Here is an 18,635-nt window from a genome sequence, read left to right on the forward strand (position 1 = left end):
GCGCGGGCCGGGTCGCCCTACGGCAGTACGGCGAACCCGTCCAGCTCGACCAGCGCCCGCTCGTCCCACAGCCGGACGACCTCCACGACGGCCATCGCGGGATAGTCACGGCCCGCCAGCCGGTGCCAGATGCCGCCCAGTTGCCGGGCGTGCGCGCGGTAGGCGGCGACGTCCGTGGCGTAGACGGTGACACGGGCCAGGTCGGCGGGGTTGCCGCCGGCCGCGCGCAGGGCGGTGAGGAGGTTGCCGAGCGCCGTCCCGAACTGCTCGGGGAGGGTGCCGCCGGTGACCTCGCCGTCGGCGTCGAGGGCGGTCTGGCCCGCGAGGAACACCACGCGGGAACCGGTCGCGACGACGGCGTGGGAGAACCCCGTGGGCGGGGACAGCTCGGGCGGGTTGACGCGCTCGGTCGTCACCGGGCCTCCTCGGGTGCCGTGGCGTACAGCTCCTTGGCGATGATCCCTCGCTGCACCTCGCTGGCGCCCTCGTAGATCCGGGGCGCGCGCACCTCGCGGTAGAGGTGTTCGAGGAGGTGGCCGCGGCGCAGGGCGCGGGCGCCGTGCAACTGGACAGCGGTGTCGACGACGTACTGGGCGGTCTCGGTGGCGAGCAGTTTGGCCATCGCGGCGCGCCGGGGTACGTCGGCGGCCCCCGCGTCGTACGCGGAGGCCGCCGCGTACACCATCAGCCGGGCCGCCTCCGTGCGCAGCGCCATCTCGGCGACCTGGTGGGACACGGCCTGGAGATCCATCAGCCGGCCCCGGAACGCCTCGCGCCGGCTGGTGTGGGTGAGGGTGGCGTCCAGTGCGGCCTGGGCCATGCCGACCGCGAAGGCCCCGACACTGGGGCGGAAGAGGTTGAGGGTGCCCATGGCGACGGCGAAGCCGCGGTCGGGCTCGCCGAGCACGTCGTCGGCGGTGACGGGAACGGCGTCGAACGCGAGGGCGCCGACGGGGTGCGGGGAGAGCATCTCCAGGGGACTGCCGGTGAGTCCCGGCCGGTCGGCGGGGACCAGGAAGGCGGTGACGCCCCGGGCGCCGGCGCCGGGGGTGGTGCGGGCGAAGACGGTGTAGAAGTCGGCCTCGGGGGCGTTGGAGATCCAGCACTTGGCGCCGGTGAGGCGCCAGCCGTTGCCGTCGGGCTCGGCCGCGAGGGCCAGCGCCGCCGCGTCCGAACCGGCCCCCGGCTCGCTCAGCGCGAACGCGGCGACGGCGCTGCCGTCGGCGACCCGGGGCAGCCAGTGCCCGCGCTGGGCCGGGGTGCCGTGCGCGTGCACCGGGTGGGCGCCCAGGCCCTGGAGGGCGAGTGCGGTCTCGGCCTCGGTGCAGGCCTGGGCGAGGGACTCGCGCATCAGGCACAGGTCGAGCGCGCCGGAGTCGAACAATCGGGCGAGCAGCCCGAGGCGGCCCAGTTCGGCGAGGAGCGGCCGGTTGACGCGGCCGGGTTCGCCCCGGTCGGCGAGCGGGCGCAGCGGTCCGGCGGCCAGCGCGCGCAGCTCGGCGCACCAGGCGGCCTGTTCCGGCCCGAGCGAGAATGCGGACACTGCCGTTCCTCCCTCCGGGAAGGACAACGGACCCTCCCCGCGACGCCATGACGCTCGCCATCCGGGGGCGCGCGCCCCCACCGACGTGCCGTCACCTTCCGAGGCGGCTTCCCGTCTCCCCCTGACGTTATCGCGCACAGTTGACTGCCGTCACCAACACGATACGCTCCAGATGCGAGCCCACCAGGAAGCCCGTCCGGACGTCTGTCACGGCAAGGGGGCGGACCGCCATGCATCGCTCGGCCCACGTCGACACGTTCACGCGCGACCACCTCCCACCGCCGCACGCCTGGCCCGAGCTGCGGTTCGACCTGCCGGAGCTGCGTTACCCCGGCCGGCTGAACTGTGCCGCGGAGCTGGTGGACCACGCCGATCCGGACCGCCCGGTGTTCCGCACCCCGGCCGGTGCCACCTGGACGTACGGCGAGCTGCGGGCGCGCGTCGACCGCATCGCGCACGTCCTCACCACCGGCCTGGGCGTGGTTCCGGGCAACCGGGTCCTGCTGCGCGGCCCCACCACCCCGTGGCTCGCCGCCTGCTGGCTGGCCGTGCTGAAGGCGGGCGCGGTCGCGGTCACCGTGCTGGCCCAGCAGCGCCCGCACGAACTGGCCACCCTGTGCGGTATCGCCCGGGTGGGGCACGCGCTGTGCGACATACGGGCCGTGGACGACCTGGCGCGGGCCCGGATACCGGGGCTGCGCATCACCACGTACGGCGGCGACACCCCCGACGACCTCCTGCGGCGCCCGGCGCCCGCCGCCCCGTACCCGGCGGTGGACACCGCCGCCGACGACGTCGCGCTGATCGCGTTCACCTCCGGCACGACCGGCCACCCGAAGGGGTGCATGCACTTCCACCGGGATGTGCTGGCAACAGCCGACACCTTCTCGAAGCATGTGTTGCGCCCCCATGGGGACGACATCTTCGCGGGCAGCCCCCCGCTCGGATTCACGTTCGGCCTCGGCGGACTGGTGATCTTCCCCCTGCGCGCCGGCGCCAGCGCGCTCCTGCTGGAGCGGGCGGGCCCCCGGCAGTTGCTCCCCGCGATCGCCGAGCACCGGGTCTCGGTCCTGTTCACCGCGCCGACCGCCTACCGCGCCATGCTGGACGACATGCACCGGTACGACCTGTCGTCGCTGCGGCGCTGTGTGTCGGCCGGCGAGAACCTGCCCGCGGCCACCTGGCGGGCCTGGCACGCACGCACGGGCCTGCGCCTCATCAACGGCATCGGCGCCACCGAGCTGCTGCACATCTTCGTCTCCGCCGCCGACGAGCGGATCAGGCCCGGCACCCTGGGTGTCCCGGTCCCGGGCTGGCAGGCGCGCGTCCAGGACGCCGACGGCAGGCCCGTGCCCGACGGCGAGCCCGGTCTGCTCGCGGTACGCGGCCCGGTCGGCTGCCGTTATCTCGCCGACCCGCGGCAGCGGGAGTACGTCCGGGACGGCTGGAACGTCACCGGGGACACGTGTGTCCGCGAGGCCGACGGGTACTTCCGCCATATGGCCCGTGCCGACGACATGATCATCTCCGCCGGGTACAACATCGCGGGCCCGGAGGTGGAGGACGCGCTGCTGCGCCATCCGGACGTGGCCGAGACGGCGGTCGTGGGCCGCCCCGACGAGGCCCGCGGCCAGATCGCGGTGGCCTACACCGTGCTGCGCGCCGGAGCCCGGCGCGACCCCGAGGCGCTGCGCGCCTTCCTCCGCTCGGAACTGGCGCCCTACAAGTGCCCGCGCGAGTTCGTCTTCCTCGACGCGCTGCCCCGCACGGCCACCGGCAAGGTGCAGCGGTTCCGGCTGCGCACCCACGTGACCAGCGGCGATGCCGACGACCTAAAATGATCAACGTGTCCGAGCAACACGCCCCCCGGTCCCTCATCGTCACGCTCTACGGCGCGTACGGCCGCTTCGTGCCCGGCCCGGTGCCCGTCGCCGAGCTGATCCGGCTGCTGGCCGCGGTAGGGGTGGACGCGCCCTCCGTGCGCTCCTCGGTGTCCCGGCTCAAACGGCGCGGCCTGCTGCTGCCGGCCCGCACCGGTTCCGGCGCCGCCGGCTACGAACTGTCCGCCGAGGCACGCCAGTTGCTGGAGGACGGCGACCGGCGCATCTACGCCACCGCGCCCTTCGGGGACGAGGGCTGGGTGCTCGCGGTGTTCTCGGTGCCCGAATCGGAGCGGCAGAAGCGGCACGTGCTGCGCTCCCGGCTCGCCCGGCTGGGGTTCGGCACGGCGGCCCCGGGGGTGTGGATCGCCCCGGCCCGGCTGTACGAGGAGGCGGAGCACACCCTGCGCCGGCTGCGCCTGGATCCGTACGTGGACTTCTTCCGCGGCGAGCACCTGGGCTTCGCGCCGACGGGCGAGGCCGTGGCCCGCTGGTGGGACCTGGCCGCGATCGCCAAGGAGCACGAGCGGTTCCTGGACACGCACGCGCCGGTGCTGCACGCCTGGCAGCGGCGCACCGGCACCCCGCCCGAGGAGGCCTACCGGGACTACCTCCTCGTCCTGGACTCCTGGCGCCACCTGCCCTACACCGACCCGGGCCTGCCCGCCCGGCTGCTGCCCGCCGACTGGCCGGGCGTCCGGTCCGCGGAGGTCTTCCGGGGCCTGCACGAACGGCTGCGGGACGCGGGCGCGGAGTTCGCGGGGCTGTGACCCCCGGCGTCCCCGGGAGCCGGGGCGGCGGTTCTCAGCCGCCGAGCGACAGGCGGGGCCTGGGCGCGTCGGTGCGGCCGGTGCGCGGGGGCCGGCTGCCCGCGCGGTAGGGCGCGGGCCAGCCGGCGCCGGGGCCCTCGTACCCCTGCTCGGCCGCCGCGTGCAGGGTCCAGTGCGGGTCGTACAGGTGCGGGCGGGCCAGTGCGCACAGGTCGGCCCGCCCGGCCAGGATCAGGGAGTTCACGTCGTCCCACGAGGAGATCGCGCCGACCGCGATCACCGGGACGCGCGCCTCGTGCCGGATGCGGTCGGCGAACGGCGTCTGGTACGACCGCCCGAACTCCGGCCGCTCCTCGGCCACCACCTGCCCGGTGGAGACGTCGAGGGCGTCGGCGCCGTGCGCGGCGAACGCCCGGGCGATCTCGACGGCGTCCTCCGCGGTCGTCCCGCCCTCCGCCCAGTCGGTGGCGGAGATCCGGACGGTCATGGGCCGTTCCGCCGGCCACACCGCGCGTACGGCGTCGAAGACCTCCAGCGGGAACCGCAGCCGCCGCTCCAGCGAGCCGCCGTAGGCGTCGGTGCGCCGGTTGGTGAGCGGGGAGAGGAAGCCGGAGAGCAGATAGCCGTGGGCGCAGTGCAGTTCCAGCAGGTCGAAGCCGGCCCGGGCGGCCCGCCACGCGGCGGCGGCGAACTGCTCGCGTATGTCGGTCAGCTGGGCGCGCGAGAGCTGGCGCGGGACCTGGCCGTCCGGCCGGTAGGGCAGCGGCGAGGCGGCCAGGAGCGGCCAGTTGCCGTCGGGCAGCGGCTCGTCCATGCCCTCCCACATCCGCTTCGTGGAGCCCTTGCGGCCGGAGTGCCCGAGCTGCACGCCGATCGCGGTGCCCGGTGCCCGGGTGTGCACGAAGTCGGTGACGCGCCGCCAGGCCTCGGCCTGCCGCCCGGTGTAGAGGCCGGCGCAGCCCGGGGTGATGCGGCCGTCCTCGCTCACACACGCCATCTCGGTCATCACCAGGCCGGCCCCGCCGAGGGCGCGGGCGCCCAGGTGGACGAGGTGGAAGTCGCCGGGGAGGCCGTCGGTGGCGCAGTACGTGTCCATCGGTGACACGACGACCCGGTTGCGCAGGGTCAGGCCGCGCAGCCGGAACGGTGTGAACATCGGGGGTGTGCCGGGCGGGCAGCCGAACTCGCGCTCGACCGCGCCGGTGAAGTGGGCGTCGCGCAGGCGGAGGTTGTCGTGGGTGACGCGGCGGCTGCGGGTGAGGAGGTTGAAGGCGAACTGGCGGGGCGGCTGGCGCAGGTACAGCCGCAGGTTCTCGAACCACTCCAGGCTGGCCCGGGCGGCCCGCTGGGTGGAGGCGACGACGGGCTTGCGCTCCTCCTCGTAGGCCGCCAGTGCCCTGGGGATGCCGGGCTGTTCCTCCAGGCAGGCCACGAGGGCCACGGCGTCCTCCACGGCGAGTTTGGTGCCGGAGCCGATGGAGAAGTGGGCGGTGTGGGCGGCGTCGCCGAGGAGGACGACGTTGCCGTGCGACCAGTGTTCGTTGACCACCGTGCGGAAGGTGGTCCAGGCCGGCCTGTGGGAGCGCAGGGGCCGGCCGCCGAGCGCGTCGGCGAAGATCTTGGCGCAGCGTTCGACGGATTCTCGGGGGGTGATGTCGTCGAACCCCGCCGCCCGCCAGACCTCCTCGCGCATCTCGACGATGACCGTGGAGGCGTCCGGCGCGTACGGGTAGCCGTGCAGCTGCATCACGCCGTGCTCGGTCTCGGCGACCTCGAAACGGAAGGCGTCGAAGGCCAGGCCGGCGGCGAGCCACAGGTAGCGGCAGTGGTGTTCGGCCACCTGGGGGCGGAACACCTGCGCGTAGGCCGCGCGGACGGTGCTGTGGACACCGTCGGCGGCGATGACGAGGTCGTGTCCGGCGGCCAGGACGTCCGGGTGCGGGGCCTCGGTACGGAAGTTGATCCGCACGCCGAGACAGTGGCAGCGGGCGTGCAGGATCTCCAGGAGCCGGCGCCGTCCCAGGGCCGCGAATCCGTGTCCGCCCGAGCGGTGCCGCACGCCCCGGTGCACGACGTCGATGTCCTCCCAGCGGGTGAAGTCCCGGCTGAGGGCCTCGTGGACGACGGGGTCCGCGTGTTCCATGCCGCCCAGGGTCTCGTCGGACAGGACGACGCCGAAGCCGAAGGTGTCGTCCGGGGCGTTGCGTTCCCAGACGGTGACGTCCCGGGCGGGGTCGCGGCGTTTCAGCAGGGCTGCGGCGTAGAGGCCGCCGGGGCCGCCGCCGACGACCGCTATACGCGCGGGCCGGCCGCCCGCGGCCGGTGTCCGCAGGCCGTCGGTGGCCGGTCGCGCGGTTCCCCGCGCCCCTCGGTCCGGTCCGTCCGGGGTCGGCATCACGAGCTCACCTTCCCTGCCACTTCGGCGGGCGCTTCTCCGTGAACGCGGCGTGGAACTCGGCGTAGTCCGCGCCGTTCATGAGGAGGGCCTGGGTGGAGGCGTCCAGTTCCACCGACGCGGCCAGCGGCATGTCCAGCTCGGCCGTCAGCAGGGCCTTCGTCTGGGCGTGGGCCAGGGCCGGGCCGTCGGCCAGGCGGCGGGCGAGGGCCTGGGCGGCCTCGTCCGCGCGGCCCTCCTCGGTCAGTTCGCTGATCAGGCCGATGCGCTCGGCCTCGGGGGCCCGAGCCGGGTCACCGAGCATGAGGAGGCGGGTGGCGTGGCCCAGGCCGACGACCCGGGGCAGCAGATAGGCCGCGCCCATGTCGCCGCCGGAGAGACCGACCCGGGTGAAGAGGAAGGCGAAGCGGGCCGAGGGGTCCGCGATCCGGAAGTCGGCCGCGAGGGCGAGGACGGCGCCGGCGCCGGCGGCGACGCCGTGGACGGCCGCGACCACCGGAAACGGGCATTCCCGGATCGCCCGCACCACCTGGCCGGTCATCCGGTTGAAGTCGAGCAGCTGGGCCGTGTCCAGCGACAGCGTGGCGCCGATGATCTCGTCGACGTCGCCGCCGGAGCAGAAGCCGCGGCCCTCGCCGGCCAGGACGAGGGCGCGCACCGCACGCTCCCGGGACAGCTCGGCGAGCAGGTCGCGCAGGTCGGCGTAGCCGCCGAAGGTGAGGGCGTTGAGCTTCTCGGGACGCGCGAGGGTGACGGTGGCGACCCCGTCGTCGAACCGGACGCGCAGGTGTTCCCAGTCGGCGGTGCGGGCGGCGGAGCCGGTGAAGGGACTCATGACGTGCGGCCTCCTAGGCGGGGCGGTGCCGTACGTTGCTCTTCCTGACGAAGTTATCACCTGTTTGTGACTGTCGTCACGGGTGCGCGACAAGGCGGGGCCGTCGCCCGGGCTCGGAGGCACCGGACGACGCCCGGCGACGGCCCGCGGAGCCGGGCCCGTACCATTTCCCACAGCCGAAAGCAGGACAGCCTGCTCCACGAAACGGACTCACCTTGCCCGAACGCTCCGCCCGACCGGCCTCCTGGCGCATCGCGCTGCCGCACACCACGGCGGCGGTGCCGGTGGCCCGCGCCCTGGTGCGCACCGCGCTCACCGAGGTGGAGCACGTGACCGACTGCGACACGGCGGAGCTGCTCACGGCCGAGCTGGTGGCCAACGCGGTGGAGCACACCGCCGGGCGGGGCCCGATCGAGCTGGTGGTGGAGCTGGCGCCGACCGGCTGCCGGGTCGAGGTGCACGACCCGGACCCCGCGCCGCCCGGCCATCTGACCCGGCCGGTGATCGAGGAGCCCGACGTGTGGGACGAGGGCGGGCGCGGGCTGCTCCTGATCCGCGCCCTGAGTTCCTCGTGCGGGCACCGCCCCACCCCGTCGGGCAAGGCGGTGTGGTTCAGACTGCCTGTGGTTCCCGCTCAGCGGCGTCCGGCGTGACGGCGTCCGGCGCGGCGGTGGCCAGCGTGGAGTGCCGGCGGCCGTAGGCGCCGTAGACCAGCAGGCCGGCCGCGAGGAACACGGCGAACTGGATCCAGGTCCGCCAGCCCGTCTCGTACATCAGGTACAGGCAGAAGCCGACGCCGAGCAGCGGTGCCACGGGGTAGAGCGGCACGCGGAAGCTGCGGGCGAGGCCCGGCTCGCGGCGGCGCAGGGCCATCACGGAGATGTTGACGACGGCCATGATGGCGAGCGTGCCGATGGTGCACAGGTTCATGACTGCGTCGAGGGAGGCGAAGGCCGCCGGGACCGCGAAGACGACGGCGACGATCAGCGTGCCGGCGACGGGCGTGGACGTCCTCGGGGACACCTTCTCGAAGACGGCCGGGACGAGGCCGTCCCGGGACATCGACATCAGGATGCGGGTCTGGCCGTACATCACGGCGAGGACGACGGAGGCGATGGCGACGACCGCGCCGAAGGCGATGACACCGCCGCCGACGGCCGAGCCGGTGACCTCGTTGACGACGTAGGAGAGGGCCGCGGGCCGGCCGGCGACCTGGTCGCCGCCGATGGCGCCGATCGCGGCGACCGCGACGGCGCAGTAGAGCAGGGTGACCAGACCCATGCAGACGAGGATCGCGACGGGCACGTCCCGGCGCGGGTTCTTCGCCTCCTCGCCGGCGGTGGTGATCGCGTCGAAGCCGATGTAGGAGAAGAACGCGGCGGTGGTGCCCGCGCCGATGCCGCCGAGGCCGGCCGGGGAGAACGGGGTGAGGTTGCCGTCCTTGAAGGCGCTGTAGCCGATGGCGCAGAAGGCGAGCAGGATGGCCAGCTTGACGGCGGCCATGGCGGCGGTGGCCCGGGCGCTCTCGCGCACCCCGCGCACGAGCAGCACGGAGGCCATGGCGATGACGATCACCGCGGGGAGGTTCACGGCCCCGCCGTCGCCCGGCCCCGCCGACAGGGCGGCCGGGAGCTGCCAGCCGGTGAGGCTGTGCAGCAGCTCGTTGACGTACTGGCTCCAGCCGACCGCGACGGCCGAGATGGAGATGCCGTACTCCAGCAGCAGGCACCAGCCGACCAGGAACGCGGTGGACTCGCCGAGGCCGGCGTAGGCGAAGGAGTACGAGGAACCGGAGACCGGGATGGCTCCGCCCAGCTCCGCGAAGGAGAAGGCGGTGAAGACGCAGGTCAGCGCGGCGAGGATGAAGGAGACGACGACGGCCGGGCCGGCCTGGGCGACGGAGTCGGAGAGGCCGACGAAGATGCCGGTGCCGACGATGGCGCCGACGCCGAAGCAGATGAGCTGGAAGAGGCCCATGGTGCGCTTCAGGCCGTGCCCCTCGCGGTCGGCGCCGGATTCGGCGACGAGGACGTGCGGGGACTTGATGCGGGGAGCGGGCATGCGGGTGGTGCTCGTTTCTGGTGGTGCGGGCACCCGTCGTACGGGCGCGGCGGCGGCCCCGGAAGGGGTGGCTCCGGGCCGCCGGTCAGGATAAGGCGGGTCAGGCGAGTGTCGCCACCAGCACCGCCTTGATCGTGTGCAGGCGGTTCTCGGCCTCGTCGAAGACGACCGAGTGCGCGGACTCGAACACTTCGTCGGTCACCTCCAGGGCCGTCAGGCCGTGGCGGTCGTGGATCTCCCGGCCGATCTCGGTGCCGAGGTCGTGGAAGGCCGGCAGGCAGTGCAGGAACCTGACGTCGGGGTTGCCGGTGGCGCGCAGGACGTCCATGGTGACGGCGTAGGGGGCGAGGGCGGTGATGCGTTCGCTCCACACCTCCTTGGGCTCGCCCATGGAGACCCAGACGTCGGTGGCCACGAAGTCGGCGCCCGCGACGCCCTCGGCGGTCTCCTCGGTGAGGGTGATGCGGGCACCGCTGGACGCCGCCAGGTCATGGGCGCGGTCGATGATCTCCTGGGCGGGCCAGTAGGCCTTCGGGGCGACTATCCGGACATCCATGCCGAGCAGGGCGCCGGTGACCAGGTAGGAGTTGCCCATGTTGAAGCGGGCGTCGCCGAGGTAGGCGAAGGCGATCTTCCGCAGCGGCTTGGCGCTGTGCTCGGTCATGGTGAGCACGTCGGCGAGCATCTGGGTGGGGTGCCAGTCGTCGGTGAGGCCGTTGTAGACGGGCACGCCGGCGTGCGCGGCCAGCTCCTCGACCTTGGCCTGGCTGTCGCCCCGGTACTCGATCCCGTCGTACATCCGGCCGAGGACCCGGGCGGTGTCCCGCACGGACTCCTTGTGCCCGATCTGCGAGCCGGAGGGATCGAGGTAGGTGGTGTGGGCGCCCTGGTCGGCGGCGGCGACCTCGAACGCGCAGCGGGTGCGCGTCGAGGTCTTCTCGAAGATCAGCGCGATGTTCCTGCCCCGCAGGTACTGGGTCTCGGCCCCGGCCTTCTTGGCGGCCTTCAGCTCGGCGGCCAGCTCGACCAGGCCGCGGAACTCCTCCTCGGTGAAGTCGAGCTCCTTGAGGAAGTGGCGGCCGGCGAGGGCCGTCGGCACTGTCGCCATGGCGGGCGCTCCAGACGTACGACTACGGATGACCCTGAAAGTCTATACGACCTTCCACATTTCTATACGGCGTCTCGTTCCACGGGACAGCTCATGCACCGCGGACCGCCCCGGCCCCGGCCCAGCTCACTGCCCGGGATCTCGATCACCTCGATGCCGCACTTGCGCAGATGGGTGTTGGTGGTCACGTTCCGCTCGTAGGCGACGACGACACCGGGTTCCACGGCGAGGACGTTGCAGCCGTCGTCCCACTGCTCGCGTTCGGCGGCGTGCACGTCCTGGGTGGCGGTCAGCACCCGGATCTCGCCGAGGCCGAGCGCGGCGGCGATCGCGCGGTGCATGTGCTCCGGGGGATGGTCGGTGACCTTCAGCTCCCGCTCGCCGACGCCCGGTTCGATGGTGTACGAGCGGAGCGTGCCGAGGCCCGCGTACTGGGTGAAGGTGTCGCCGTCGACCATGGTCATCACCGTGTCCAGGTGCATGAACGCGCGCCGCTTGGGCATGTCCAGGGCCACGATCGTGCGCGCCGAACCGGCCGCGAACAGCTTGTGCGCGAGCATCTCGACGGCCTGCGGGGTGGTGCGCTCGCTCATACCGATCAGGACGACGCCGCCGCCGAGGACCAGGACGTCGCCGCCCTCGATGGTGGAGGGGTAGTCGGCCTGCCCCCGGGACCAGACGTGAAACGTTTCGTCACGGAACAGCGGGTGGTGCCGGTAGATCGCCTCGAAGTGCACGGTCTCGCGCTGCCGGGCGGGCCAGCGCATGGCGTTGATGGAGACGCCGTCGTAGATCCAGGCGGAGGTGTCGCGGGTGAACAGGTGGTTCGGCAGCGGGCGCAGCAGGAAGTCGTCCAGGTCCATGACGTGGAAGCGGACCGAGGCCGGTTCCGCGTGCGCGTCCAGGAACTCCCGCTTGGTCATGCCGCCGACCAGCGCCTCGGCCAGCTCGGGCGGGGCCATGCCGTCGAAGGCGGCCCGCAGGTGGTCGGTGGCGAGCGGGCCGTATTCCTTCTCGTCGAAGACGCGGTCCAGGACGAGCGTGCGGGCCTCGGGCAGCGCCAGGGTCTCGGCGAGCAGATCCCCGAAGAGGTGGACCTCGACCCCGCGGTCGCGCAGGACGTCGGCGAAGCCGTCGTGCTCGGCGCGCGCCCGGCGCACCCAGAGCACGTCGTCGAAGAGCAGGGCGTCCTTGTTGCTGGGGGTGAGCCTTTTGAGCTCCAGATCCGGCCGGTGCAGGATGACGCGGCGCAGCCGCCCGGCTTCGGAGTCGACGTGGAATCCCATGCCTCCATCCTGACCACGCAGGGCGGGGTTCACCCCCTGCCCGGCCGGATCCGCGTCGGCGTTCTTCGTCACTGCGGCCCCGAGCGGTGCGCGGGGCCGGCTCAGATCGCGGTGCACGGGACCGGCCACCGCCGGATCCGCGGCGGCAGGCTCACCGCCCACCCGCCGGCGGCGAGGACCAGCCGTTCGTCGGCGAGCAGGCCGAGCGCCTCGCGTCCGACGGGGTCCAGGGCGTCGAGGGGCGTCGGCTCCAGGAGGCGCAGGAACGTGCCGACGAGAGCGGGGTGGTCCAGGGTGAGCCGCACGGCCGTGCCCCGCTCCCGGCGGTCCAGGACGGTGACGAAGTCCGGGCCGCGCCGGTGGTAGAGGATGCCGTGGCCGTAGGCCGCCCGCCAGTCCGCCTGCCCGGGGGCGGGCGAGGGGAGCGCGGTGGGCGGCGGCAGGTGGTGCAGCAGGGCGAGGTCGTACGACGGGGTGCCCGCCGCCCGCCAGTCCACGCGCAGGCCGAGGCCCTGGCACTCGCGCAGGAACCGCACCGCCTCCGCGGTCCCGCGCCCGCTTCCGCTCAGGTCCAGGGGCCCGGCCGCCTCCACCCGCTGCCCGGTCCGCCGGTGCGGCACGGTCGCGGCCGGCCCGGTCATCCGGCCCCCTCGGGCAGCCGCACCGGTTCGCCCCAGGTCGGCAGGGACACGTAGGTGGCGCCGTCCCGGAACAGCAGGCCGAGCCGCAGGGCCTCCTCGGCCCAGTCCGCCAGCGCGCCGGACGGCACCTCGTGGCCGTCGGCGGCCAGCAGCCGGTGCAGCGCGGGGACGGTCCGGCCGTCCTCCAGCCGGCGCAGGGCCGCGGCGCGCCAGCCGGTGAAGCGGTGGCCGGCGGGCGGGCGGCCGTGCCGCCGGTCGTGCACCAGCAGGTCCGCGCCGTCCTCCTCGAAGAGCAGCCGGGAGTGCGCGTGCCCGGCCCGCCAGGCGGCCACGGCCTCCCGCAGCCGCCGTTCGACCCGGCCGGTGATGCCCGCCTCCTCGGTGTCGAACAGGTAGACGAGGTCGGTGAGTTCCTCCTCGGGCAGGTCGTAGACGTGCTGGTACATGCCGGCCGGGCGGCGCTTGCCGAAGCCGAGCCGCGGATCGGTGAAGTGGGGGCTGAACCGCTCCAGCTGGATGCGGTGGGCGCCGCTGGGCGGCTGGAGGTGGACCAGGTTCGGGAGCTGGTCGATGACGGGCGTGTAGTCGTCGGCGCTCTCGCCGGGGAAGCCGTACAGCAGGTTCCAGGAACAGGTCAGCGCGTGGTTCTCGCACTCGCGCAGGGTGCGGACGTTACGGGCGCCGGTGACGCCCTTGTCCATGAGGTCCAGGACCCGGCTGCCCAGGCTCTCGATGCCGGGCTGGATGTGCACCGTGCCGGACGCGGCGAGGAGCCGGAGCTGGTCGGCCGTGAGGTTCGACTTGACCTCGTAGTGCAGCCGCAGGTCCCAGCCGCTGCCGGCGACACGGGGCAGGAAGTCGCGGAAGTAGGCCATGCCGATGATGTTGTCGACGGTGACCACGTCGAGGAGGCGGTGGCGGCGCACCAGCCGGTCGATCTCGGCCCACAGCCGCTCCCCCGGCTTGGCCCGGAACTCCATGGCGGTGCCGTTCAGGCCGCAGAAGGTGCAGTGGTGCTTCTCGCCCCACCAGCAGCCCCGGGCTCCCTCCACGACCAGCTTGGGGTGGATGTGCTCCCGGACCGGGGAGGCGTCCAGCGCGGCCTGCCACTGGTCGTAGTCCGGTGAGGGGATGTCGGCGGGGGCCACGGTGCGCCGGGTCTCCGTGTTGGCCCGCGCCGTGCTGCCGTCCCACCAGCACAGGCCGGGCACGTCCGCGGGGGTGGTGCCGTCGGCCAGGTGCCGTAACAGGGCCGGGAAGGCGTACTCGGCCTCGCCGCGGACCACGTGGTCGACGAAGCGGTGGTTGCGGTGCAGGGCGTGGCCCATGGGGCCCTCGCAGTTGCCGCCGCCGAAGACGACCGTCAACTCCGGTCTCCTTCGCTTGAGTTCGCGGGCCAGCGCCAGGGAGGGCACGTTCTGCATGAAGGTGCTGGTGAACCCGACCACGTCCGGCTCGGCCGCCAGCACCTCGGTGGCGCAGGCGTCGACGAAGGGCGCCGCGTAGGGACGCATCGCGACGGCCGTGTCGATGCGGACGTCCCGGCCGGCCGCGTAGTCCCGCAGCCGGGCCAGGCCCCAGCCGGGGTCGTCGTGGAGGACTCCGGAGAAGACCCAGTCGCCCAGGCCGTGGAAGATGCCGTCGCTGCCGACCTCCACACAGTCGCCCGGCAGCAGCCGGCCGCCGGTCCGCTCCAGCAGGAACTCCGCCCAGCGCAGCGACCCGTGGAACTCGGTCACCTCGTCGCCGGGACGCGCCTGCCGCACGATCCGGTGCAGCAGGCCCAGTTGCAGCGAGGGCAGGTCGAGCGGATGCCATGGCATGGTGACGAGGTGGACGCGCATGTTCAGCGGGTCGGCCGCTTCTCCAGGATCGCCGGCCTGCGCGTGGTGCTCTTCGGGTCCTCGCGGACCACCACCTTCTTGATCTCCACGCCCGCCACTCCCCTCACGACCCGCCAACACCCTTGTGCCGCACGGCTGTCCACCGTATGGACAGCATGTGTGCGGCACAAGGGCTTTCTGCGCCGGCCCGCCTACAGACGGGGGTCCACCGGCTCCGACTCCAGCGCCAGCACCCCGAACACCGCCTCGTGCACCCGCCACAGCGGCTCCCCGTCCGCGAGCCGGTCCAGGGCCTCCAGACCGAGCGCGTACTCGCGCAGGGCCAGGGACCGCTTGTGGTTCAGGAACCGCCCCCGCAGCCGGGCGAGGTTGTCCGGCCGGGTGTACTCGGGACCGTAGATGATCCGCAGGTACTCCCGGCCCCGGACCTTGACGCCGGGCTGCACCAGCCGTCCGTCCCCGCCCCGGACCAGCGCGCCGACCGGCTTGACGACCATGCCCTCGCCGCCCCGGCCGGTCATCTCCAGCCACCAGTCGACGCCCGCGCGGACCGACTCCGGGTCACCGGTGTCGACGTAGAGCCGCCGGGTGGTCCGCAGCAGTCCGCTGCCGTCGTGCTCCACCATCCGGTCGATCAGCGCCAGTTGCCCGTCGTGCGGCAGCGCGGCGAGGCTGCGTCCCTGGGCGGCCAGGATCTGGAAGGGGGCCAGCCGGACCCCTTCCAGGCCCTCGGTGGTCCAGCAGTAGCGGCGGTAGGCGGCGGTGAACGCGGCGGCGTCCGCGGCGCGCTCCCGCTGCCGGGCGAGCAGGCCGCCGACGTCGGCGCCGCGCGCGGCCGCCGCCTCCAGAGCGGCGAGCGCGTCCGGGAACACCGCGCCGGAGGCCGCGCCCACCGCCGCGTACTGGCTGCGCAGCAGCCCGGCGGCCTTGAGCGACCAGGGCATCAGCTCGGCGTCCACCAGCAGCCAGTCCGTGCCGAGTTCGTCCCACAGCCCGGCGTCCGTGACCGCCGAGCGCAGCCGGCCGAGGATCTCCTCCGTCATCGTCGCGTCGTCGAAGAACGGCCGCCCGGTACGGGTGTACAGCGAGCCCGTCGGCCCCGCCCCGGCGCCGAAGCGGGTGCGGGCGACGTCCGCGTCCCGGCACACCAGGGCCACGGCCCGCGAGCCCATGTGCTTCTCCTCGCACACCACCCGCGCGACCCCGTCCCGCGCGTACTGCGCGAACGCCTCCCGAGGGTGCTCCAGGTAGCCGTCCACCGCCGAGGTGGCCGTCGGCGCCATGGTCGGCGGCAGGTAGGGCAGCAGGCGCGGGTCGACCGCGAAGCGGCTCATGACCTCCAGGGCCGCCGCCGCGTTCTCCTCCCGGACCGCCACCCTGCCGGCGTGCCGGGTCTCCACGGCCCGGCGGCCGTGCACGTCCGCCAGGTCCAGCGGCCGGCCGTCGTGCCCGCCGGGCGCCTCGGAGCGCAGCGGCCTCGCCGGCTCGTACCAGACCCGCTGCGCAGGTACGTCGACCAGCTCGCGTTCCGGCCAGCGCAGCGCGGTCAGCTTGCCGCCGAAGACGGCGCCGGTGTCCAGGCAGATGGTGTTGTTGAGCCAGGTCGCCTCCGGGACGGGAGTGTGCCCGTAGACCACGGCCGCCCGGCCCCGGTAGTCCTCCGCCCACGGATAGCGCACCGGCAGCCCGAACTCGTCGGTCTCCCCGGTGGTGTCGCCGTACAGGGCGTGCGAGCGGACCCGGCCCGAGGTGCGGCCGTGGTACTTCTCCGGCAGACCGGCGTGGCAGACCACGAGCCGGCCGCCGTCCAGGACGTAGTGGCTGACCAGTCCGTCGATGAACTCCCGCACCTCCGCGCGGAACTCCTCGCTCTCGCCCCGCATCTGCTCGACGGTCTCGGCGAGTCCGTGCGTGTGCCGGACCGTGCGGCCCTTGAGATGGCGGCCGTACTTGTTCTCGTGGTTGCCGGGGACGCAGAGGGCGTTGCCCGACTTCACCATCGACATCACGCGGCGCAGCACGCCGGGGCTGTCCGGGCCGCGGTCGACCAGGTCGCCGACGAACACCGCGGTACGGCCCCCGGGGTGCACGCCGTCGGCGTACCCCAGCTCGGCGAGCAGTGACTCCAGTTCGGCCGAGCAGCCGTGGACGTCGCCGATGATGTCGAAGGGACCGGTGAGGTGGGTCAGGTCGTTGAAGCGCTTCTCGGTGACGACGGTGGCGTTCTCCGCCTCCTCCACGCCGCGCAGCACGTGCACCTTGCGGAAACCCTCGCGCTCCAGCCCGCGCACGGAGCGGCGCAGTTCGCGGATGTGCCGCTGGATGACCCGGCGGGGCATGTCGGCGCGGTCCGTGCGGGCTGCGTTGCGCTCGGCGCACACCTCCTCCGGCACGTCCAGCACGATGGCGATGGGCAGCACGTCGTACTTCTTCGCCAGTTCGATCAGCTGCCGCCGGCTGTCCTGCTGCACGCTGGTGGCGTCCACGACGGTGCGGCGGCCGGCGGCCAGCCGCTTGCCGGCGATGTAGTGCAGGAGGTCGAAGGCGTCGCCGGAGGCGCTCTGGTCGTTCTCGTCGTCGCTGACCAGGCCGCGGCAGAAGTCGGAGGAGATCACCTCGGTCGGCTTGAAGTGCCGGCGGGCGAAGGTGGACTTGCCCGAGCCGGACGCGCCGACGAGGACGACCAGCGAGAGGTCGGTGACGGGCAGCACCCGTCCCGTGCGGGTCTCGGTCATGCGGCCTTCACCTCTTTCTTGTCGTCCTTCTTCTCGTCTTTCTTGTCGTCCTTCTTCTCGTCCGTGGCGGTCGTGAGGGTGAACACGGCCATCTGGGTGGGGGGCCCGACCTCGGGGTCGTCCGGTCCGACCGGGGTGAAGGCGAGGTCGTAGCCGTGCCGTCCGGCCACGGCCGCCGCCCAGGCGCGGAACTGCTCACGGGTCCACTCGAAACGGTGGTCGCCGTGCCGGACGTGCCCGGCGGGCAGGGTCTCCCAGCGGACGTTGTACTCGACGTTCGGGGTGGTCACCACGACCGTGCCGGGGCGCGCGTGGCCGAACACGGCGTACTCCAGGGCGGGCAGCCGGGGCAGGTCGAGATGCTCGATCACCTCGCTGAGCACGGCGGCGTCATAGCCCTTGAGCCGGTTGTCGGTGTAGGCCAGCGAACCCTGGACGAGCTTGACGCGGGACGCCTCCCGCTCCCCCATGCGGTCGGCTTCAGCCTGCGGGAGGCGATGGTCAGGGCCCGCACGGACACGTCGACCCCGACCACCTCGGTGAACCGCACGTCCTTCAGCAGCTCCTGCACCAGCTGGCCCTGCCCGCAGCCGAGGTCGAGAACGCGGGCGGCGCCGCGGTCACGCAGGACGGCGAGGATCGCCTCCCGGCGCTGGACGGCGAGCGGGGCCGGCTTCTCCTCGGCCTGCGCGCCGGTGTCCTGCGGGACCGCGTTGTCGATGTCCTCGACCGCGCTGTCGTCGGCCTCGGCCAGCCGCACCAGTTCCAGCCGCTCCCGCGCCTGCCGGGTCAGCGACCAGCGGCGGGAGAGATAGCGGCTGGTGATCAGCTCCTGCTCCGGGTGCCCGGCCAGCCAGCCCTCGCCGGCCCGCAGCAGTTTGTCGACCTCGTCGGCGGAGACCCAGTAGTGCTTGGCGTCGTCGAGCACCGGCAGCAGGACGTACAGGTGGCGCAGCGCCTCGGCGAGGGTCAGGGTCCGCGCCTGAAGGTCGAGCCGGACGTACCGCGAGTCGCCCCACGCGGGGAACTCGGTGTCCAGGGGCACCGGGTCGGCGGTCACGTTCCAGCCGAGGGGCTCGAAGAGGCGCCGTACGAGGGAGGCGCCGCCGCGGGCCGGCAGGACCGGTATCCCGACGCGCAGGGGCAGCGGCGTGGCCGCCCGCTCCGGGCGGGCCGCGCACACCCCGCGCAGGGCGCTGGAGAACACGTTGCTCAGCGCGACCGCGAGCAGCGAGGAGGCCGCGTAGGGGCGGTCGTTGACGTACTGCGCGAGGGCCGCGTCGGGTGCGCCGCCGCGGCCCTTGCCCTTCCCCCGCCTGACCAGGGCGACGGTGTCGATCTCCAGCAGGAGCGCGGCCGTGCAGCGCTCGGCGTCCGCCTCGGGGTAGAACACGTGCGCCGTGCCGTACGAGGTGGAGAACGCCTGCGCCTTGCCGGGGTGCTTGTGCAGCAGGTACCCCAGGTCGGTGGCCGGGCTGCCGGGCGCACCGGTGGTGGAGATCGTCACGAACATGCTGCCGAGTCTCCCGGGCCCGGG

13 protein-coding genes and 1 pseudogene are annotated in these 18,635 nt (G+C 73.6%); 3 read left to right on the top strand and 11 right to left on the bottom strand.

Annotated elements, in window-relative coordinates; genetic code table 11:
* Positions 1 to 17: 17 nt before the first annotated feature.
* Together ABZ117_RS04010 and ABZ117_RS04015 are read right to left on the bottom strand one after the other, a co-directional pair.
* Entirely contained in the window at positions 18 to 416 is a 399-nt protein-coding gene (locus ABZ117_RS04010; protein WP_356817130.1) for a RidA family protein, read from the bottom strand.
* Positions 413 to 1,543 carry an acyl-CoA dehydrogenase gene (locus ABZ117_RS04015; protein ID WP_356817132.1) on the bottom strand — a complete coding sequence of 377 codons (1,131 nt, stop codon included), beginning with the start codon at positions 1,541 to 1,543 and terminating at the stop codon, positions 413 to 415. The genes ABZ117_RS04010 and ABZ117_RS04015 overlap by 4 nt, the downstream gene beginning before the upstream one ends.
* A gap of 230 nt (positions 1,544 to 1,773) precedes the next feature.
* Here ABZ117_RS04015 and ABZ117_RS04020 point away from each other — a divergent pair, with 230 nt between their 5' ends.
* Complete coding sequence (locus ABZ117_RS04020) at positions 1,774 to 3,384, top strand: AMP-binding protein (protein WP_356817134.1); 1,611 nt, start codon at positions 1,774 to 1,776, stop codon at positions 3,382 to 3,384.
* Positions 3,381 to 4,193 carry a PaaX family transcriptional regulator C-terminal domain-containing protein gene (locus ABZ117_RS04025; protein ID WP_356817136.1) on the top strand — a complete coding sequence of 271 codons (813 nt, stop codon included), beginning with the start codon at positions 3,381 to 3,383 and terminating at the stop codon, positions 4,191 to 4,193. Before ABZ117_RS04020 ends, ABZ117_RS04025 begins: the two co-directional genes overlap by 4 nt.
* 34 nt (positions 4,194 to 4,227) lie before the next feature.
* Here the strand turns inward: ABZ117_RS04025 and ABZ117_RS04030 are convergent, their stop codons facing one another.
* Complete coding sequence (locus ABZ117_RS04030) at positions 4,228 to 6,588, bottom strand: bifunctional salicylyl-CoA 5-hydroxylase/oxidoreductase (protein ID WP_356817137.1); 2,361 nt, start codon at positions 6,586 to 6,588, stop codon at positions 4,228 to 4,230.
* A gap of 7 nt (positions 6,589 to 6,595) precedes the next feature.
* On the bottom strand, positions 6,596 to 7,423 hold the full coding sequence (locus tag ABZ117_RS04035; RefSeq protein ID WP_356817139.1) for an enoyl-CoA hydratase family protein: 828 nt from the start codon (positions 7,421 to 7,423) through the stop codon (positions 6,596 to 6,598).
* Between the two features lie 215 nt (positions 7,424 to 7,638).
* Here ABZ117_RS04035 and ABZ117_RS04040 point away from each other — a divergent pair, with 215 nt between their 5' ends.
* Positions 7,639 to 8,076 (top strand): ATP-binding protein, encoded by a 438-nt coding sequence (locus tag ABZ117_RS04040; protein ID WP_356817140.1) that lies wholly within the window; start codon positions 7,639 to 7,641, stop codon positions 8,074 to 8,076.
* On the opposite strand, the gene ABZ117_RS04045 is transcribed toward ABZ117_RS04040, so the two are convergent.
* The 7 genes and pseudogenes from ABZ117_RS04045 to ABZ117_RS04075 all read right to left on the bottom strand — a co-directional run bounded on the left by ABZ117_RS04045 (position 8,036) and on the right by ABZ117_RS04075 (position 18,611).
* Entirely contained in the window at positions 8,036 to 9,484 is a 1,449-nt protein-coding gene (locus ABZ117_RS04045; protein WP_356817142.1) for an amino acid permease, read from the bottom strand. The genes ABZ117_RS04040 and ABZ117_RS04045 overlap by 41 nt on opposite strands.
* A 100-nt stretch (positions 9,485 to 9,584) precedes the next feature.
* Positions 9,585 to 10,592 (bottom strand): ornithine carbamoyltransferase, encoded by a 1,008-nt coding sequence (gene argF, locus ABZ117_RS04050; RefSeq protein ID WP_356817144.1) that lies wholly within the window; start codon positions 10,590 to 10,592, stop codon positions 9,585 to 9,587.
* Between the two features lie 62 nt (positions 10,593 to 10,654).
* Entirely contained in the window at positions 10,655 to 11,878 is a 1,224-nt protein-coding gene (locus ABZ117_RS04055; RefSeq protein WP_356817145.1) for an arginine deiminase, read from the bottom strand.
* A 101-nt stretch (positions 11,879 to 11,979) separates the two neighbouring features.
* Entirely contained in the window at positions 11,980 to 12,519 is a 540-nt protein-coding gene (locus ABZ117_RS04060; protein ID WP_356817147.1) for a DUF5825 family protein, read from the bottom strand.
* Entirely contained in the window at positions 12,516 to 14,363 is a 1,848-nt protein-coding gene (locus ABZ117_RS04065; protein WP_356817149.1) for a RiPP maturation radical SAM C-methyltransferase, read from the bottom strand. Before ABZ117_RS04065 ends, ABZ117_RS04060 begins: the two co-directional genes overlap by 4 nt.
* A 191-nt stretch (positions 14,364 to 14,554) precedes the next feature.
* The gene (locus tag ABZ117_RS04070; RefSeq protein ID WP_356817151.1) at positions 14,555 to 17,098 is read right to left on the bottom strand and encodes a polynucleotide kinase-phosphatase; all 2,544 of its coding nucleotides are present in this window, start codon (positions 17,096 to 17,098) and stop codon (positions 14,555 to 14,557) included.
* Positions 17,095 to 18,611, bottom strand: a pseudogene (locus ABZ117_RS04075) (3' terminal RNA ribose 2'-O-methyltransferase Hen1). The gene ABZ117_RS04070 and the pseudogene ABZ117_RS04075 overlap by 4 nt, the downstream one beginning before the upstream one ends.
* Between the last annotated feature and the right edge of the window lie 24 nt (positions 18,612 to 18,635).

Source organism: Streptomyces sp. NPDC006309 (assembly GCF_040613095.1).
Classification (GTDB): Bacteria; Actinomycetota; Actinomycetes; order Streptomycetales; family Streptomycetaceae; genus Streptomyces.